General features: G+C 49.6%; 15 protein-coding genes. 8 read left to right on the forward strand and 7 right to left on the reverse strand.

Annotated elements, in window-relative coordinates; genetic code table 11:
* The first annotated feature begins 202 nt into the window (after positions 1–202).
* The gene (locus tag EL645_RS36145) at positions 203–1165 is read left to right on the forward strand and encodes a zinc-dependent alcohol dehydrogenase family protein (RefSeq protein WP_126557790.1); all 963 of its coding nucleotides are present in this window, start codon (positions 203–205) and stop codon (positions 1163–1165) included.
* Between the two features lie 130 nt (positions 1166–1295).
* Here EL645_RS36145 and EL645_RS36150 read toward each other — a convergent pair whose 3' ends face one another.
* Positions 1296–1505, reverse strand: a complete 210-nt coding sequence (locus EL645_RS36150; RefSeq protein WP_126557245.1) for a hypothetical protein — start codon at positions 1503–1505, stop codon at positions 1296–1298.
* A 641-nt stretch (positions 1506–2146) separates the two neighbouring features.
* Between EL645_RS36150 and EL645_RS36155 the strand changes: the two genes are divergently transcribed.
* Positions 2147–4078, forward strand: coding sequence for a glycoside hydrolase family 127 protein (locus EL645_RS36155; protein ID WP_218032223.1), 1932 nt, complete (start codon positions 2147–2149; stop codon positions 4076–4078).
* Between the two features lie 106 nt (positions 4079–4184).
* On the opposite strand, the gene EL645_RS36160 is transcribed toward EL645_RS36155, so the two are convergent.
* On the reverse strand, positions 4185–4586 hold the full coding sequence (locus EL645_RS36160) for a L,D-transpeptidase (protein ID WP_126557247.1): 402 nt from the start codon (positions 4584–4586) through the stop codon (positions 4185–4187).
* Positions 4583–5173: an SH3 domain-containing protein gene (locus EL645_RS36165; RefSeq protein WP_161977978.1), complete on the reverse strand. Its 591-nt coding sequence runs from the start codon at positions 5171–5173 to the stop codon at positions 4583–4585. The genes EL645_RS36160 and EL645_RS36165 overlap by 4 nt, the downstream gene beginning before the upstream one ends.
* A 359-nt stretch (positions 5174–5532) precedes the next feature.
* Between EL645_RS36165 and EL645_RS36170 the strand changes: the two genes are divergently transcribed.
* Complete coding sequence (locus tag EL645_RS36170; RefSeq protein WP_126557249.1) at positions 5533–6771, forward strand: cytochrome P450; 1239 nt, start codon at positions 5533–5535, stop codon at positions 6769–6771.
* Positions 6772–6817: 46 nt separating this feature from the next.
* On the opposite strand, the gene EL645_RS36175 is transcribed toward EL645_RS36170, so the two are convergent.
* Both EL645_RS36175 and EL645_RS36180 read right to left on the reverse strand, forming a co-directional pair.
* Positions 6818–7366: a hypothetical protein gene (locus tag EL645_RS36175; protein ID WP_126557250.1), complete on the reverse strand. Its 549-nt coding sequence runs from the start codon at positions 7364–7366 to the stop codon at positions 6818–6820.
* A gap of 194 nt (positions 7367–7560) precedes the next feature.
* A complete protein-coding gene (locus EL645_RS36180; RefSeq protein WP_126557251.1) occupies positions 7561–7956 on the reverse strand; it encodes a (R)-mandelonitrile lyase in 396 nt (131 codons plus the stop codon).
* 203 nt (positions 7957–8159) lie between these two features.
* On the opposite strand from EL645_RS36180, the gene EL645_RS36185 reads away from it, so the two are divergent.
* Complete coding sequence (locus EL645_RS36185; protein ID WP_126557252.1) at positions 8160–8828, forward strand: Uma2 family endonuclease; 669 nt, start codon at positions 8160–8162, stop codon at positions 8826–8828.
* An 89-nt stretch (positions 8829–8917) separates the two neighbouring features.
* On the forward strand, positions 8918–9145 hold the full coding sequence (locus EL645_RS36190) for a hypothetical protein (RefSeq protein WP_126557253.1): 228 nt from the start codon (positions 8918–8920) through the stop codon (positions 9143–9145).
* 56 nt (positions 9146–9201) lie between these two features.
* Here EL645_RS36190 and EL645_RS36195 read toward each other — a convergent pair whose 3' ends face one another.
* Positions 9202–9771: a redoxin domain-containing protein gene (locus tag EL645_RS36195; protein ID WP_126557254.1), complete on the reverse strand. Its 570-nt coding sequence runs from the start codon at positions 9769–9771 to the stop codon at positions 9202–9204.
* 276 nt (positions 9772–10047) lie between these two features.
* Between EL645_RS36195 and EL645_RS36200 the strand changes: the two genes are divergently transcribed.
* Complete coding sequence (locus EL645_RS36200) at positions 10048–11064, forward strand: phosphotransferase enzyme family protein (RefSeq protein ID WP_126557255.1); 1017 nt, start codon at positions 10048–10050, stop codon at positions 11062–11064.
* Positions 11065–11082: 18 nt separating this feature from the next.
* Here the strand turns inward: EL645_RS36200 and EL645_RS36205 are convergent, their stop codons facing one another.
* Positions 11083–14208: an NACHT domain-containing protein gene (locus EL645_RS36205; protein ID WP_126557256.1), complete on the reverse strand. Its 3126-nt coding sequence runs from the start codon at positions 14206–14208 to the stop codon at positions 11083–11085.
* 883 nt (positions 14209–15091) lie between these two features.
* Here EL645_RS36205 and EL645_RS39805 point away from each other — a divergent pair.
* Entirely contained in the window at positions 15092–15700 is a 609-nt protein-coding gene (locus EL645_RS39805; protein ID WP_161977979.1) for a hypothetical protein, read from the forward strand.
* 216 nt (positions 15701–15916) lie between these two features.
* Complete coding sequence (grrM, locus tag EL645_RS36215; protein ID WP_126557257.1) at positions 15917–17053, forward strand: cyclophane-forming radical SAM/SPASM peptide maturase GrrM/OscB; 1137 nt, start codon at positions 15917–15919, stop codon at positions 17051–17053.
* The last annotated feature ends 19 nt before the right edge of the window (positions 17054–17072 follow it).

Below are 17072 nucleotides of genomic sequence, written 5' to 3' on the forward strand. Positions count from 1 at the left end.
AGCGCCGCAGGCGCGAGCGAGACGACCGCCAGGTCAATCTATAAATCTAGCCTCAAGCTTGTCTACTTTAGATAGAGGATCTCCGTATCAGAAAGTGAAGCATACATACCATATCTGGTTACATATAGTGTGCCGATCTATTAATAGAGAAACAAGCAAAACTGCTGTGCCCTCACAGGCACAGTTCTTTTTTAGAAAAGAGATGTATTGTATGAAAGCAATGGTTATTAAAGATTTTGGTGGCCCTGAGGTTTTTGAGTTACGGGAGCTGCCAAAGCCCACCCCTGAGGCTGATGAAGTATTAGTACGGGTCTATGCAACCTCTATTAATCCAGTCGATTATAAGATCCGCCAGGCTGGCTCCTGGGCTGGTGTGAAACCGCCTGCAGTGATTGGTTATGATGTAGCTGGCGTGGTTGAGGCGGTTGGCGCTGCGGTAAAGGATTTTAAGGTGGGCGATGATGTCTATTACACACCTGATATTCCTGGTAAGGGTGGCAGCTATGCCGAGTATCATGTGGCCCGAGAGGCTATCGTGGCGCATAAGCCCAAGAATTTGTCTTATCTTGAGGCAGCCAGTGTGCCGTTGGCTGGTGGAACAGCCTGGGACGCTTTGATTACCAGGGCGCAATTGAAGGTTGGCGAGACCGTGTTGATCCATGGTGGTACGGGTGGCGTGGGTTCATTCGCTATCCAGATCGCGCGTGCCGCTGGCGCCTATGTCTATACCACCTGTAGCGCGAAAAATGCTGAGCTGGCCAGAAAATTGGGCGCGCACAAAGTAATCGATTATAAGACAGAGAATTTTGCCGAGGTCATTACGCGTGAGACGGGTGGCAAAGGCGTAGATGTGGTCTTCGACACCGTGGGTGGAGAGACTGTTGCCAATAGTATTGCCGCCACTAAAATGTATGGCCGCATCGTTAGTGTGGTGGATATTGCGGGCAATACCTATATGGGATTCATGAAAAATATTACCCTGCATTACCTCTTTTTGCAGCGCGAGCGCTACAAATTGGATTATCTGCGCGCGTTGATTGAGCGTGGCCAGATTAAGCCACTTATCGCCAAGGTCTTGCCACTTGAAGAAGTAGCTCAGGCCCATCAGCTATTGGAGCAAGGTGGTCTTGCAGGTAAAGTCGTCTTGCAAGTTGTCAATCAATAAAGCGTATAACTTGTAAAAAATGATATAAAGTGGCCATGCTGATATTATCTGTTTAAAAGATCAGCATCAGCATGGCTATCTTTTTCTATTTTTAGACTAAGAGGGTATCGCAGTAGGGCGATATATCTTGTTAGTAGGTTGTTCTGAAGCGCTCATGGTCGCCCATTGCCTCTTTTAATGAGCGTAATGAGTAGCGCTGATCACCAATCATCACAAATACTCCACGTCCATCCTGGATGTCGGAGATCTGGCGATGAAGCTCTGCGTTTTCCGCCTGCAATGCTTCCATATGCTGTTTCTGGCGAAAAATTTCCTGTGCGAGCTGATCGAATGAATTCATACTGGCTTATCCTTTCTCTATTGTTGGCTTCTCTATTTTGAACGCAGCAAGCATTCAGTCCATAACATTCTGGTACTGCTGTTTTTGTCAAATGAGAGCCGCGTTTTTCCCCCTGTCCCTTTAAAAAGCATAACCTATCTGGCAATAGGACATTTTGTGGCTATTGTGAGGAAACTCAAAGTTATTCTACCAAAAAAGCATTTTCGCGCAAGGTCATAAGTTTGGATGCGTGTTGCGCCTATGTGGACGTGCGCTGGCGCGCCCCGCAGCTGTTTAATAGGGTGTGCAGAAAATGCGTACGGCGCATTTTCTGCACACCCTATTAAACAATGTCGAGCATCGCAGGGGTGAAAGCACATGGAAAAAGTGTGCGAATGATATGGTATTCAGGGCTTTTTGATGTTTGTCCAAAGAGCGTAGGGAGAGCAGGAGCAAGCGATACAATGTCCATTCTTTCCTGTGTGGAGGGTGTGTGGTGAGCGGCCGCAGCCGCTCACCACACACCCTCCACACGCCCACCCCGGCGCCGCAGGCGCCCGAGAGGAACATGAAAAAGCCCTGCATGGGATCAAACACATTCATAAAAGGCATGCTTTTTATGTGTTAATATGGGGATATCAATGAAAAAGGGGAGATCTCTTATGATTCGTGAAGGCCAGAGCAGGCTATATCCAATTGAATTCAATGCCGTCAACTTTACTGATACCTTCTGGGCACCGCGTATCAAACTGGTGCGCGAGCAGACGATTCCTTTTCAGTATGAGCAATGTCAGGAGACCGGGCGTATCGATGCGTTGCGGTTGGACTGGAAACCTGGCCAGGAGCCGGTGCCGCATATTTTCTGGGAGTCTGATGTCGCCAAGTGGTTAGAGGCCGCCAGTTATAGTCTGGCTACCCATCCTGATCTTGAGCTTGATGCGCTGGTTGATCAGGTAGTGGCTTTGCTGGCCGGTGCGCAGCAGCCCGATGGTTATCTCAATGTCTATTTTACGGTGGTCGAACCGGGACGCCGGTGGACCGATCTACGGGATGCCCATGAGTTGTATTGCGCTGGCCATTTGATAGAGGCTGGTGTGGCCCATTTTCAGGCTACCGGTAAGCGCCAGCTGTTGGATGTGGTGCGGCGCTATGCCGATCATATCGCGACCGTGTTTGGGCCTGCGCCGGGTCAGAAACGAGGCTACTGTGGACATGAAGAGATCGAGCTGGCATTGGTCAAGCTCTATCGCACGACTGGTGATGAGAGATATCTACGCCAGAGCCAGTATTTTGTGGATGAGCGAGGTCAACAGCCTTTTTACTTTGAGCAGGAGGCTGAACAGCGTGGGACGCCGGGCTTTTTTGCGACGACCTTTCCCGAGCGCGACCAGGAAAGAGTAAAATATCGCGAATATAATCAGTCGCATCAGCCTGTACGTGAACAAACACAGGTGGTTGGCCATTCGGTGCGAGCTATGTATCTGTATTGCGCGATGGCCGATCTGGCCCGAGAGGTTGGTGATGAGACCCTGGCTCAGGCCTGTGAGCGTCTCTGGCAACATCTGACAACCAGGCGTATGTATCTTACTGGTGGTATCGGCTCTTCGAGTGGCAATGAGGGTTTTACCAGCGATTATGACCTGCCCAATGAGTCCGCTTATGCCGAGACCTGCGCCGCCGTGGGCCTGGTATTCTGGGCGCATCGTATGCTGCACCTGGAATGTGATGGTCGCTATACCGATGTGCTTGAGCGCGCTCTCTATAATGGGGTGCTGAGCGGCATCTCATTGGATGGTAAGAAGTTCTTCTATGTTAATCCACTGGCCAGTTCTGGGGATGCCCATCGCTATGAGTGGTTTGGCTGTGCCTGCTGTCCTCCAAATATTGCTCGCTTGTTATCATCACTGGGACAGTATGTCTATTCGCAGAATGATTCTGAGCTGGTGGTTCATCTTTATGCCAGCGGGCGGGCGCAGTTGCAACTGGGCGCACAGGCTGTGACCGTACAACAGGCTACTAATTATCCCTGGAATGGTGCGGTACAGATTGCGATTGAGGCACTGGCTGAGCCGACGACCTTTAATTTTAAGCTGCGCATTCCTGGTTGGTGCAGCGAAGCAGTGCTACGGGTGAATGGCTCGGCTGTGGATGTTACCGCTACGTTGGACAAGGGTTATGTGAGCATCGAGCGTAGCTGGCAGGCGGGCGATGTGATTGAATTGGAACTGCCCATGGCGGTAACGCGGGTCTATGCTCATCCTGCGGTGAAGGCTGACCAGGGCTGCGTCGCCTTACAGCGTGGCCCGATCGTTTATTGTCTGGAGGCGGTGGATAATACAGCCTTTCCATTGCATGAGCTGGAACTCCCGGTAACCCAGCCGCTACAGGCTACCTTCCAGCCTGACCTCCTGGATGGTGTGGTCACTCTGCATGGCTCGGCACTGGCTGAGAATGCGGCGGATTGGGACGGCCAGCTCTACACCATGCAGCGACCGCGTTTGCAGGAAACGCCAATTACGGCGATCCCCTATTATGCCTGGGATAATCGCCAGCCAGGGGCTATGCGGGTCTGGATTCGTGAGCACCAGGCGTAAGCTTTTTTGCCATTTATTGTGATTTATATAATTAATTGACGCGTAAAAAATGGGGCAGTGCAACAACTTTTGCACTGCCCCATTGAGCTTGTAGGATCCCTGGTCATTAGTAGTGAATGTTGACGGTTGTACCAATCGGAGCCCAGCTATAGAGCCATGCGGCCTGGTCGGTCGTCATAACGACGCAGCCATGGGTTCCAGTCATTTCTCCAAATTGTGGATCAGTATGCGGGACATTGGTGCCAGGCCCAAAGGTGCTTCTCCACCAGGCATCGTGCAGGAAAAAGCCACCTTCTTTAAATTCCAGTGCATAATTGATATGCGTTGGCTCATAATAATAAGGTGAACCAACCGGCCAGGGTGAATAAAAAGTGGTCGGGCTCAGTTTAGTAAAGACATGATAGACGCCTGCTGGTGTAGGTAGATCAGGTTGGCCGCTGGTTATGGCGTAACTGTTGTCCCGGGTGCCATTGTTGCAGAAGGTCGCCCATTGAGTGCTCAGGTTCACATCAACTGTGTACCCTGTGGTTGTGGCACAATCGGCATCGCTCCCCCCACATTGACACTGGGCGCTGGTGCTGGCTTATCGGTCGTGAGCAAACCGCTGTAAATGTACTGGGGCGCACTATTCTGGTCCGAAACACGATACCAGGTTGGACTGGTACTGACCGTTTCGCCATTGATGGTCCCATAAACAGTCACAGTGGCGTTAGCTTCCAGGGTCGCCACAATCGCGCCATTGGTATAAGGTGTGCTGCGTACATTGGTCGCACTCGTCGTATATTCTGTTTTTGGCGCGTCGTTCCAGCTCACTGTTGGGGTTACAGGTGCTGGAGTAGGCGTCGGCTGCACCGCCTTAATCGTCGTCTTTGTGGATTGAACCACTTTGGTTGGCTGCGCGATTGCTATATGCGTTGGCGTGGCCTTTTGTCCATCCGCATATGGTGATGAGATCGGCGTGCTCTTAGCTGTTTGCTGATGGACATTGGAGGTTGCCTGGGCCGCAAATGGCTTTACAAGTACAAACATCGCAGTGCCAATAAGGACCATAATAACAATACCAGATATTAAGAAAGTTTTTAGATAGCTTTTCATGTCCCACCTCATTTTGTATGATTCTTTATTGCTCAGTAGTAGTATAACCAAATTTATAGATGAATTAAATGGCCTACTTCACAATATTGCAGTGGAACGACAAACAATGAGGAAGAGCTGGCACTCCGTCCTTCCCCGGAAGGACAGAGAGGGAGGGTTGCGAGGACTGGCATGCCCCCAGCATGCCTGCCATCGCGCTCTGTCAGGGGCAGCAGCCCCTGTACCTCACTTTCCCCCAAATGATGGAGAGCCGAGGAAGAGCATAGAGTATTGCTGGCAACATAGGTTATAATTTGAACAATAAATACAGCAGCTAGATCTGTTGTCAACGAAGAATCAAATGCGAGGTGGCCTGATCAATGAGTATAAACTATATTGATGCTCTTGAACGTTTATTATTGCTCGACGAAGAGATGATGAATAGACGTTATGAAATATTTCGTCATGTGCAGGGAGAGCGGCGTGTCTTCTATAGTGAGAAGTTGCAGCGCTGGATTTTTACACAATATAGTGATGTCCGGGAAGCATTACGCGATGCTCGTTTATCCTCAGAGCAATTGCCTTCGGTGCTGAAGCAACTTCCTGCTGAGATACGCGATACGTTGGATACAGACAATCCACTGCTTAGACAGGCGAATAAGATTATGATGTCGCGTGATGATCCAGATCACGCTCGCTTGCGTTTGCTGGTCAACAAGGCTTTTACACCGCGCATGATCGAGCATCAGCGCCCATTGATCACGCGTTTGACGCATGATTTATTGGATCAGATGGGACAGCAGGAGCAGCCTGATTTTATCCGTGACCTTGCTATTCCTTTGCCTATTATGGTAATTGCCGCGTTGATCGGCATCCCTTATGAGTCTTTGGGACAGATCAAACAATGGAGCGATGCTGGCGCTGATTTTCTGGGGAAGCCAACCGATACGCTGGAAGTATTTTTCCGTATGGCCGGGGCCGCTATGGAGTTCAATGCTTTTATCCATCCTCACCTGGAGGAGCGGCGGCGGCAGCCCAAGGATGATCTGTTGAGCGCCTTTATTGCCGCTGAATCGCAGGGCGATAAGCTTACTGAAGATGAATTGATCGCCAATATTTATTTATTGCTGGCGGCGGGCAATGAAACAACGACTAACCTGCTTGGTAATGGATTGTATGCTCTGCTCAAACATCCAGACCAGCTAGAACTGTTGCGCCAGCGACCAGCATTAGCCGATACTGCGGTAGAAGAGATTCTGCGCTATGAGAGTCCATCACAGATTACGGGCCGCCACACCAAACGTGAACTGGAAATTGCGGGCCAGCAGATCGGGGCGGACCAGAGTATCATGCTCTTGCTCGGCATGGCCAATCGTGACCCACAAGTCTTTACTGATCCGGACCGCTTTGATATTACGCGCAAAGATAACAAACATATCGCCTTTGGCCTGGGTCCACACTATTGTCTGGGTGCCCCGCTCGCTCGTCTCGAGGCCCAGGTTATTCTCCCCATGGTGCTTGAGCGCTTCCCCGCCATACATCTGACGGATAGCCAGATTCACTGGCGCAAGAATCCCACCTTCCTGGGACCCGAAAACCTACCAGTCGCCCTGTCCTGAGAAGGACCTGGAACTGCCACTCAACTCAATCTATGAAGGGGGTAGTTTATTCCTGGCTCTCGTTCTCCGGCCGGGAGCGTGCCAGGGTTACATAGGTAACGGTATCCCATGAGTTATGGATGCCGATGAATAGAAACAATATCGTAGCGGCGCCAATGACGAACAGTGCCAGCGTGGCATAGTTCAGTAGAGCCACTGCCCCGAAAACGAGGGCTGCGTAGGAGATAAATGGAAAGATCATATGCCACAGCCAGTCTTCCAGTACCGGCTGATAGTTGGTCTGACGGCGTGCCCGCTGGATGATGACGATAATGTATATCACCCCTGCCAGACCGCAGATGCCCAGTAGCAGGCCAGCATTCCAGAGCTCTGGCCAGGGCGCGCTGAGAATCGCGGCGATGAGGAGCGCGGCGCAAAAATGTACGACGGTTGGCGTGGCGTATGCACCCGTTGCCTCACCCGAACCTTGTCCCTCCATTGATACAATTAAGGTAACTACCACAAACATCAATCCGGTCAGCGCCGCGGACGCGGAGCCAACGATAACATAAAAGTTTTGCCAGGCACTTAGTAGCGGCACTGCAGCCTCTTGCACGATAAGTGCTCCCTTCGTTTACCGGGTAGGATTTCTTCAATATTTTTTTTCGAAATGGATGATTTGATAGGACTTCTTCAATTTACGCATCGGCAGTGGTGAAACGCCAATCGAACGCTTAATGATATGTCCGGCTTGCTGGTATTTCATATACGGCAGCGTCGCGGCGCTGCCGTAGTGATCTGCGAGCACGATCAGGCCTGATATTGCTCATCGCTGACCTTTTCCAGCCAGTCGACTGTCTTGCCATTGAGACGTTCCTGCATGGCGATGTGCGTCATTGCCGTGGTTGCCGTAGCGCCGTGCCAATGTTTCTCACCCGGCTCGAACCAGACCACGTCACCCGGCCGTATTTCCTCGATCGGACCACCCCAGCGTTGTACCCGGCCAGCGCCTGCCGTTACGATCAGGGTCTGGCCCAGCGGGTGAGTGTGCCATGCTGTCCGAGCAGCAGGCTCAAATGTGACACTGGCACCGACTGCGCGTGCTGGATCGGGTGCTTCGAACAGAGGGTCAACACGTACCGTGCCGGTAAAATACTCAGCCGGTCCTTTCCCGGACGGTTGTGAGCCACTTCTTTTGATGTCCATTCTCTCAAATCCTCCACTATTGCTACAAACGTACAGAGACCTGTTCTCTGTCTGAAGGTATTATAGACGCTCTGGCACACAGGGTGATAGAAGGATTGTAGAAAATGATTGAATAATTCTGCAAATCTTCCACTGTGTCGGAATGAGTCTTACTTCCCCTCTCCCTGATGAGCAATGGCTATTTAGCGGCCTAAGAAAATTACATGAGTTCATTGTATGATATGATAGGCTATGAAAACTGGTATATGCGGCTTGTCATTGAAGGAGGCGAGGAAGTGGTTTTTAATCAGCGGTATGAGGATGGTGGTGACTCAATACATGGCATACCCATGACGGAAGAAGCGTTTGAGGGTTTGATCACTATAGAGAGTCCTTATCGATATGAACTGATCGATGGTATCGTCTATGACATGACCGGTTCCAGTCCAGAGCATAGTGCTATCGCAGGGAATATTGATGTAGTATTTCATGCTCAGTTGGGGCGAGGGGGACCGTGTCGTACTCATCGAGATCAGTATGTTGCTATCCCTGGAAAGCCTCCTGTTGCACCTGACGTTGTTCTTACTTGCGATAGAGCTGATTGGGATAAGGATAAGCGATTAAAGCCATTTCGCATTCAGTCACCTCTCATTGTTGTTGAGGTCTTATCTCCGACGACCGAGAGATATGATCGTGGAGAGAAGTTTGCACGATACCAGTCTTGTCCAAGCTTAGAAATATACATCTTGGTGAGCCAGAATGAGCGATATGTCGAAGTCTACCGAAAAGCGACAAATTGGAGGCAGGAACGTTTCTCGGAGAATCAGGTTATCAAATTAGATCAACTTGATTTAGAATTGCCCCTCGATGAAATTTATGAAGGCGTTCTCTAGTCTACAGGCACCTGGTTAGTTCATAATCAGGCTCCCCACTGTATGCTCAAGCAGAACACACCTACCGAAACAAAAAGGAGTTCAGCAGTATGATGCTACTGAACTCCTGGGAGATCTTCACGCTCTACCCTCTAGATGGCGCCTGGAACGTTAAACTGCTAGCCTTGCGCATGGCCTCTGTCGCCTCCTCAACGGTGAATAACTTGGTCGTCTTGTACGCTTTGAGGTGTCCTGGGCTCATTGCTGCTAGCGTTACGGCTGTTGCCGTACTGACTCGATTACAAGCAACATATACAAAAAAGCATGAAGAGAGCTAAAAGCTGGTTTATAAATCGGCTCTTAGCTCTCTTTTGTATAGGCATGAGATACAGAATTAGCGCTTTTGTCCATAGGGATAATGGAGCTTCTTTTCGCCCTCCCAGTCTTCGCGCAGGCCTGGTGTGGAGAGGTCCCAGTCTGGTTGGACCTTCTGGAAAACGGCGCGCAGATCCTGGCGCAGGTCTTCGGGTGAGGGGCGGCCCCAGAACCAGTAGCCATTGTAGATCTTGTAGATGCGCAGGCCTGGTTCGAGTACCAACGTATGGGGAATCATGGGGTTGTGGTGGGGATCGGTATACTCCTGGATGTCCAGGTCCTGCTGAATCTTACGTCCTGAGTCCGAAAGAAAGGTCCATTGTGCTCCGACGGCGGCTCGAAATTCGTTGGTCTCTAGAATGTTGTCTGTCGAGATTGTCACAATCTGGGTGTAAGAGACGGCAATTTTGGGATAGAAGTCCGCCAATTCGAGATGTTGTTGGTGATCCTTGGGACAATAATGACCACGGGACAGGATCAAAATCATTGGATCGATGCCCTGTAGCTCACTTAACCGACGGCGTATTTTTGTGTGGTCAGTCAACTCATAATCGGGAAACGTAGCTCCGGGAACAATATCTGCTCGCATCTAGCTTGCTCCTTTTTCTCTCTCGATAAGCTATCTTTCGCAATAAATAGTACAGTAACTGCTGATCCTTACTATTCCTGATAGAGATTGGTATGTGGCACGCCTGTAATAACAGCCTCCATCCTTACTATATTCCTGTTGGGTGTTTCGTGGATTATGATGTGATACTCATAGCGATACGCGGTGATAGAGGCGCACTTGCCAGGAAAAGATGTTTCTGCCATACTACACCAGAATGTATGATAGCCAGAAAATAACGGAATGGAGTAGTTCTGCATGGATGTTTCTGCTATATGTGCGGCCTGGCCGCTTGCGAGTCCCTGTTCTTTGACTCCGCTTACGGGTGGTACCAATAATCATGTCTGGCGTGTAGATGCGGCCGATGGACATAGTTATACCCTGCGTGTGTCTCCCGATGAAACACATGTGCCACGCTTGCGTTATGAGATGACTGTGCTGCAAGCGTTGTCGATCCAGGATCTGCCATTCTTGCTGCCCCTGCCGATCCAGGCCTATAGTGGCGATCTGCTGGTCCCCTTTGAGCTCCAGGATGGGAAGATGGGAGTTGCTACACTGGCTCCGTTTTTGCCGGGTAGCGTCTCGCGCAAGAGTACTCCTGAGAAGGCCAGGGATGCAGGGCGAACCCTGGCTATTCTCGATCGGGCTCTGGCCTCTGTCCCCGATCAATCGACTCCATCTGAGATTCGCACACTCTTGCCGTTCGGTTGCTTAGAACAGCGCAACCCTCTGGTGCCAGACCTGGGAGCGGCCCTGGATGCGTTGCCAGTGGAGCGCCAGCAGATTCAGCAGATACAGGCTATTCTGGCCACCCACCTGGATAGCGTTGATGAGCTTTATACCAGTCTGCCCCAGCAGCTGTTGCACCGGGATCTGGACACTAGCAATTTACTGCTCAATGAACAAGAAGGTGTGACGGCGGTACTGGATTTTGAGTTCGCGGCCCGTGATATCCGCGCACTCGACCTGAGCGTTTCTCTGAGCTGGTGGCCAGTCAGTCACATGGGAACGGGCACCGAATGGGAGATCATCGATCCCCTGGGCCGTGCCTACATGGACATCTTACCCCTGGAAGAAGCTGAGCTTCGAGCTATTCCAGCCATGATGCGTATGCGCCAGTTTGCCTCGTTGCAGCACCGCATCGGTCGCTATCTGTCCGGGCTTGAAACTGCTGAGGCCGTGCAAGATGCTATCAATTTTGGCCTCTGGCGTTTTAACTGGCTCGCAGACCATCAAAACGCCTTAATTGAGCATGCACTCCGCTGGCGCGCTTGAGATTTAGTATGATGGTATTTAAAGGGATAGTTTTTCTACCTGCACACTCTTGGCGTGTCGATTAACGATCCAGAGCGCTCGATAGATATCATCGACTATATCCGTGGTTGGTAAGATTTTTAGCAGCGTGTTTGCACTCTCTTCATCCTGTGCCAGTTGAGCGATCGCGTCAGCAACATGCTGGCGGATATCGCGTTCCACAGTTGGATGTTGAAGTATCTGTAGCAGATCCGGGACAAGGGTCTGTTCGCGTAAGGCGCAGATGACTTTGAGGATGCATTGCCCACGATAGCGTTCCAGGGTCTCGTCCATTAAGAGGTCGATCAGGCAACTGCCGATCTCTTGCTTGTCGATCCGATTATGCTGGGCCAGGCAGGTTAGTGCCTGGACTATATGTGGTAGGAGATCCTGTGGAAGTTGAGGGTCAGCGATCAAGGTCAGTAAATCCTCGTGTACCTTGGCGATCCCTAGCATGCCGAGCGCGGCGACCGCGCTGGCCCACACTTCATAATGGCCGCATTCGTCCTGATAGATTCGTTCAAGTTGTGCGATGACAGCACTGCTGGTTTGCCCTTGTAGGCCCAGGGCAGTGGCTGTATTGATACGGACCAGCGGATGTATTTCAGCATTCTGCAGGATTTGCAGCAGGGGATGCACATCGCCGGTTTGCTGGCAATGGGTGGCAAATGTGCTGGCAATGCTGCCTCGAATACTACTATCAATCTCTTTATCTAAGAGTAATGAGTGGAGATGCTCAAGGGATAGCAGTGAAGCAGGGAAGTTACCCAGTGCCAGAGCCACGCAGCGCCTGACATAAGGATCTTCATCTTTATTATCCAGCACGCGCATCATGGGCGAAAGCGAAACCTTTTTGCCAAAGTTGCCCAGTACCCTGGCGACACTCCCTCTGACATACCAGACAAGATGATCTTCTAGCAACATGCTGTGCAATGTGGCCAGGCATTGATCCTGCCCTAGATTTCCTAGCGAGACGATCAGGCTCTGCAGGACCAGGGCATGTTCCTGTTTATTCTGGCACAGACTGAGTAAATGTGGCAGTATCTGCTCGTCTCCCAGAATGCCTAGCGTGGAGGCGATACTCTGGCGCACAAAGGGGTCATCACGTCCATTGCGTAGAAGTGCGAGTAGATCAGAAATGATCTCTGTATTCCCCAATACACCGAGCGTGCGAGCAATGGTGATACGAATATAGCGTTCCAGTTGTTGTTGGGCCAGAATGTGGACCAGCTCTCTTGCCAGTGAGCGCTCACCAGACTGACCAATGGCCCGGCCAATACTTTCTCGAATCTCTAGCTGTCCCTGGTCAGGACGCGCCAGGATGTTGAGCAGGCGATTATTTACCCTGGCTATATCCATCATCGCCAGCGTGCTTGCTATTCTCTCGCGTGTCAGAATATAGGGCGTGCTCTGCAAGGCATCCAGCAGGCGATTAATGATTTCGTTGCGCAAAGTATGCCTGAGCACGCGTGGCTTTTCAGCCAGGCTGCGGCCCGCCAGAATCAAATATGTCAGAAACATATCGTCCTTGAGCAGAAAATGCTCATCGTGCCCCAGTAAAATGTTGAGCAGGCGACTGGCATCATTGACGCTGCCCACGTAGAGTAAGAGTACCTCTTCCCACCATGGGTGTTGTAGATGCTCTAATAATACATCCAGCCGCTGATTAGTAATAATGTATTGGGTCACAAAGTATTCTTGAAAGGTCAGATGCGAGAAGCCATACCAGCCTCTGGCCTGCTCGCGTAATAATCCATTTTCCATCGCAATCTGTTCCAGGACCTGCTGGCTATGGTCTGCTGGAATATCTACGGTAGGTAAAAACTTGCCAATTATTTCTAGCAATTCTTCAGTAGGGAAGTAGCGTTTATTCTGGTTATGAAAGTGCCAGGCCACTTCTTGTAACAATGGTAGTTGATAGATCAACGGGAAATCTCGTCTCCGCGTAATATCGCGGCTGGCATCCCATTTGGTTTGGAGCACTTCAATACATTGTTTATAGAGATCGGCTCGTCGCTCGGGCAGATGGAGGTGTCCATCATAGACGATGACGATCAACGATAAGAGCAAGGGATTAGAGGCCAGTGATTGCATACGCAGACTGCGTTCCAGGCGCGCATGCAGATCCTGAATCTTCTCTTCTTTCTGTGAAACCTGGCTGGCCGTAAACCATTTGGTGATAAAGTTGTGGCTATCTTCTGGCCGGAAATTGACGATCTCTAATTCATGGAATCCCTGTAGTTTGGGGCGATGCTGGTAGCCAGCTTTACGGACCGCTACGATGATAGGCATATTCACATAGAGGGCGGACAACGTATTGATCGCATCGACCAGCCAGGTATAGGTACCATCGTTCCGTTGGTTATTGACACCTACCCGTGTCTCATCAAGTCCATCCAGTAAGAGCATAATCTGTCCGGATTTCATAAGGGCCTGAAGTTGTTCGCGCGCATCTGCTAATTTGCTAAAATCGCCTAGCTGGGCCAGCAGCAGGTCATAGAGGTCTTTATGTATGCTTGTATCAAATGTATTGATTTGCACATAAATAGGAAAACAAGGTAGATCTAGCAATTCTTTGCGCGCAGATTTAAGCGTGAGATAGCGTAAAAGAGTGGTCTTTCCCGTGCCGGGGTCGCCAACAATAACGCAGCGTTTGTAGCGCCGCAGCGCTTCATCCGGGTCCAGTGCTTCATTAACACGATGTTCCAGGGCTTCTTGATCCGCAACTAACAGGGCATCCGGTTCCGTTGTTTCCTCGGCGTCGCGTAAGATGGGGTCCAGGGTATATAAAAGGGCGCTCTCCAGGTGAATTCGTAAGTTGACGTAAATATCCAGTAAGTCGAGTGGTGTATTCATACCCGCAATCTGAATTTTTGTAATACGAGGATCTGCAATTACATAGTCAATATAATCTTTTAGACGCTTACTTACTTCAATTGCATAATTTTTCTGGCGTCGTGCTTCTTCTACATTAGCAATTTTTGGAGTACGCTTTTTTTCTCTTCCTTGCCAGATTTTATGAAAGAGATAGGCAAATGTGCTTACCAATATAGGAATAAGCGCGGCAAACACGCCCAGCCAGGCATCTAGATGATTCTGTATCAGGTCAAGTAGCGATTGGAGCATTGCATAAATCCTTTTATATAGACAACTTGTGACTTTCTATCCTTTTCTAATGAGACAAATCATCTGTAATGAGGTCTCCCTTCATGTCACATGTCTCATATCTCCATTGTAGCCAGTGCTACCTGCCCGTCTCTGCCTGAATTGTGCCAGTCAGAATTAATTACTATAGTTGTAAAAAATAACTGCTGTGAACACCTAATATAGAGTGGCTATGATTTGGGCACGTGTTGATTTTTCGAGCTGGAAGGTTAGAAGTGGGGCCAAGCCCCACACGTACAGATCGTGTTTCTGGGGCTTTCCCCTCTCGTCTTCGCCTCTGGGTGAGGTGTATTTGTATACCTTGCGCAACCGCGCAAGGTATACAAATACACCTAAAAATTTTTAATGTATTATAGACGTATGTAAGAACATGACTTGATTTACTCTATGATGGAAATTGGCCACTGCAAGAGAGCAATTTATTAAGCGTGTTTTTCGCGCTAAGTGTCCTTTAATAGGACTAAATGAGCAGGATAGACATTTAGTACATGGTGTGTTAGACTTATAGTACTCGTTACTTATCTGCAACCTTGCAAGCGATGCTCTTCTAGCAGTAAAGGAGCAACAATAGTGGATGAAGCATCGGGGCCAATGTCTTCGTCGATTATGGCACGGGTCGCGAAGATTCGGGAGCGTATGTACATTGAAGTATCTACAGGTATACCCGCTAGCAGCAAAACTCTCTTCCTCGCTCTGTGCCAGCGCTATGAGCAGCAACAAAGCTCACAGGACCCAACTCTAACGGATAATGTAGGTCTGGATAATTTATCTGCCCAGTCAATGGCATTTTTACACGATGCCCCAATCGAAGAGGAGATGGTTTCACCAAGAAGTAAGTTCTGGGGTGCCCGCGATGATCATCGGGATGGTCATAAAGATAGAGAAAATCGTTATGGCGATGATGATGATGACGATGATGAACTTGGCCAGTGGGGTGGTGGTCACTACGATCGAAATCGCAATGAGCGGGACCGCAAGTCCAATGACCGCAATGAGCGGGACCGCAATGATCGCAGATCCAATGATCGCGACCGAGATGATCGCGACCGCAGATCCAATGATCGTGACCGAGATGATCGAGATCGCAGATCCAATGATCGCAACCGAGATGATCGCGATGGTAGATCCAATGATCGCAGATCCAATGACCGGGATCGCAATGAACGAGATCGCAGATCCAATGACCGGGATCGCAACGAACGAGATCGCAGATCCAATGATCGAGATCGCAATGAACGAGATCGCAGATCCAATGATCGAGATCGTAATGATCGAAATTCATCTGGCTGGGATTCGTATGATGACTCTGGTCGTGATCGTTATTATCAAGACGATGACAATCGGGGTGGTCAACCTGATTCAAGTGATCCTTACTGGACAGATTGGCATAAGGCCAGGTGAAATAATCCGGGCAGTCATTCACACGATTGAGCGTAGCCGCCTGGGAGGTTGAGAGGGTCCCAAAAGCAAATATGTTGTAATAGCTGAGTTGTTGCAACAGGGTTGACTGTGACTCGGTGACTTTGTTTCTGTTTGTTTTAAAGAATCTTCCCCGGCTAGAAACATATGTAACTAAATTTATAGGGCATTTGATGGATATAATCAATGCCTGTTTTGTATTTGGCAACTTGTAAAGAATCACTACACCTAATGAGGAGCACGTGCTCAGGTGAAAACAAAACTTGTGGTTATTCAGCCATCTCCGCTGTGCAATATCGACTGTCGCTATTGCTATCTTCCTCAGCGCATGTTGAAAAAACGTATTCAGTTTAATACGTTGGAGCGGATTTTCCAGGCGCTTTTCTCCTCTGCTCTGGTTGGTGATGATGTTACCTGTATCTGGCATGCCGGGGAACCACTGGTGCTTCCCATAGAATTTTATCGTGAGGCTTTTCGCCTTCAACAACAATGCAATATCCATAATGTGCATATTACGAATGTATTCCAGACCAATGCGACCTTGATTAACCAGCCATGGTGCGATTTCTTCCAGGAGGCGCTGGTCGAGATTGGGGTGAGCATCGATGGCCCGCAGCGCCTGCACGATGCTCAGCGGGTAGATCTGTTTGGGCGTGGAACCTTTGAGCGTGTGATGCGTGGTATCCGACTGTTGCAAGAAAATGAGATACGTTTTACGACGATCTCTGTCATTAGCGAAGAGACTACCAGGCATCCAGAAGAGTTCTTCGACTTTTTTTCTGAACTGCAACCTGTCAGGCTGGGACTGAATCCCGAGGAAATGGAGGGCAGCCATGGTTCCTCGTCGCTGTATTCTGCTACAGGTTTGCTGCAATATAAAAGTTTTGTGAAACGCCTGATTGAGCTCAATCAACATGCGCAGCAACCTGTATCTATTCGCGAGATCGATTTTATGTTGTATCGTATTCAGTCTGCTCATCCTCATATTTTTGCCGAAACCAATACTCCCGCTACCATACTTAACTTTGATTGTGATGGTAATATCTCAACTTTTTCACCTGAATTATTGACCATCACTCATCCCACCTATCAAGATTTTTTCTTTGGCAATGTCCACACTATTGCTAAACTTGATGACCTCTTTCAGCACCCTAAGTTTTTGTCCATAAATGCTGATATCCAGCGTGGTGTTTCGCGGTGCCAGGCCAGTTGTGATTATTTTCAGGTTTGTGGGGGCGGTGCCCCTTCAAATAAATTACATGAGAATGGTACCTTTGATTCGACTGAGACTCATGCCTGTCGCCTGCAAGTCAAAATGACGATGGATGCCCTGCTCGAACACCTGGAGAAGAAGTATTACCTGGATTCTCCTCCAGATGTTCAGTAAGTGGAACGCCGGTCTGGCG

The sequence above is a fragment of the Dictyobacter kobayashii genome, assembly GCF_003967555.1.
Classification (GTDB): domain Bacteria; phylum Chloroflexota; class Ktedonobacteria; order Ktedonobacterales; family Ktedonobacteraceae; genus Dictyobacter; species Dictyobacter kobayashii.

Excerpts from the sequence above, each read along its gene's own strand:
- EL645_RS36205 (WP_126557256.1), bottom strand. The coding sequence starts at position 14,208 with ATGCTCCAATCGCTACTTGACCTGATACAGAATCATCTAGATGCCTGG.
- EL645_RS36185 (WP_126557252.1), top strand. The coding sequence starts at position 8,160 with ATGAGTTCATTGTATGATATGATAGGCTATGAAAACTGGTATATGCGG.
- EL645_RS36170 (WP_126557249.1), top strand. The coding sequence starts at position 5,533 with ATGAGTATAAACTATATTGATGCTCTTGAACGTTTATTATTGCTCGAC.
- EL645_RS36150 (WP_126557245.1), bottom strand. The coding sequence starts at position 1,505 with ATGAATTCATTCGATCAGCTCGCACAGGAAATTTTTCGCCAGAAACAG.
- EL645_RS36190 (WP_126557253.1), top strand. The coding sequence starts at position 8,918 with ATGATGCTACTGAACTCCTGGGAGATCTTCACGCTCTACCCTCTAGAT.
- EL645_RS36180 (WP_126557251.1), bottom strand. The coding sequence starts at position 7,956 with ATGGACATCAAAAGAAGTGGCTCACAACCGTCCGGGAAAGGACCGGCT.
- EL645_RS36155 (WP_218032223.1), top strand. The coding sequence starts at position 2,147 with ATGATTCGTGAAGGCCAGAGCAGGCTATATCCAATTGAATTCAATGCC.
- EL645_RS36195 (WP_126557254.1), bottom strand. The coding sequence starts at position 9,771 with ATGCGAGCAGATATTGTTCCCGGAGCTACGTTTCCCGATTATGAGTTG.
- EL645_RS36145 (WP_126557790.1), top strand. The coding sequence starts at position 203 with ATGTATTGTATGAAAGCAATGGTTATTAAAGATTTTGGTGGCCCTGAG.
- EL645_RS36200 (WP_126557255.1), top strand. The coding sequence starts at position 10,048 with ATGGATGTTTCTGCTATATGTGCGGCCTGGCCGCTTGCGAGTCCCTGT.
- EL645_RS36165 (WP_161977978.1), bottom strand. The coding sequence starts at position 5,173 with ATGAAAAGCTATCTAAAAACTTTCTTAATATCTGGTATTGTTATTATG.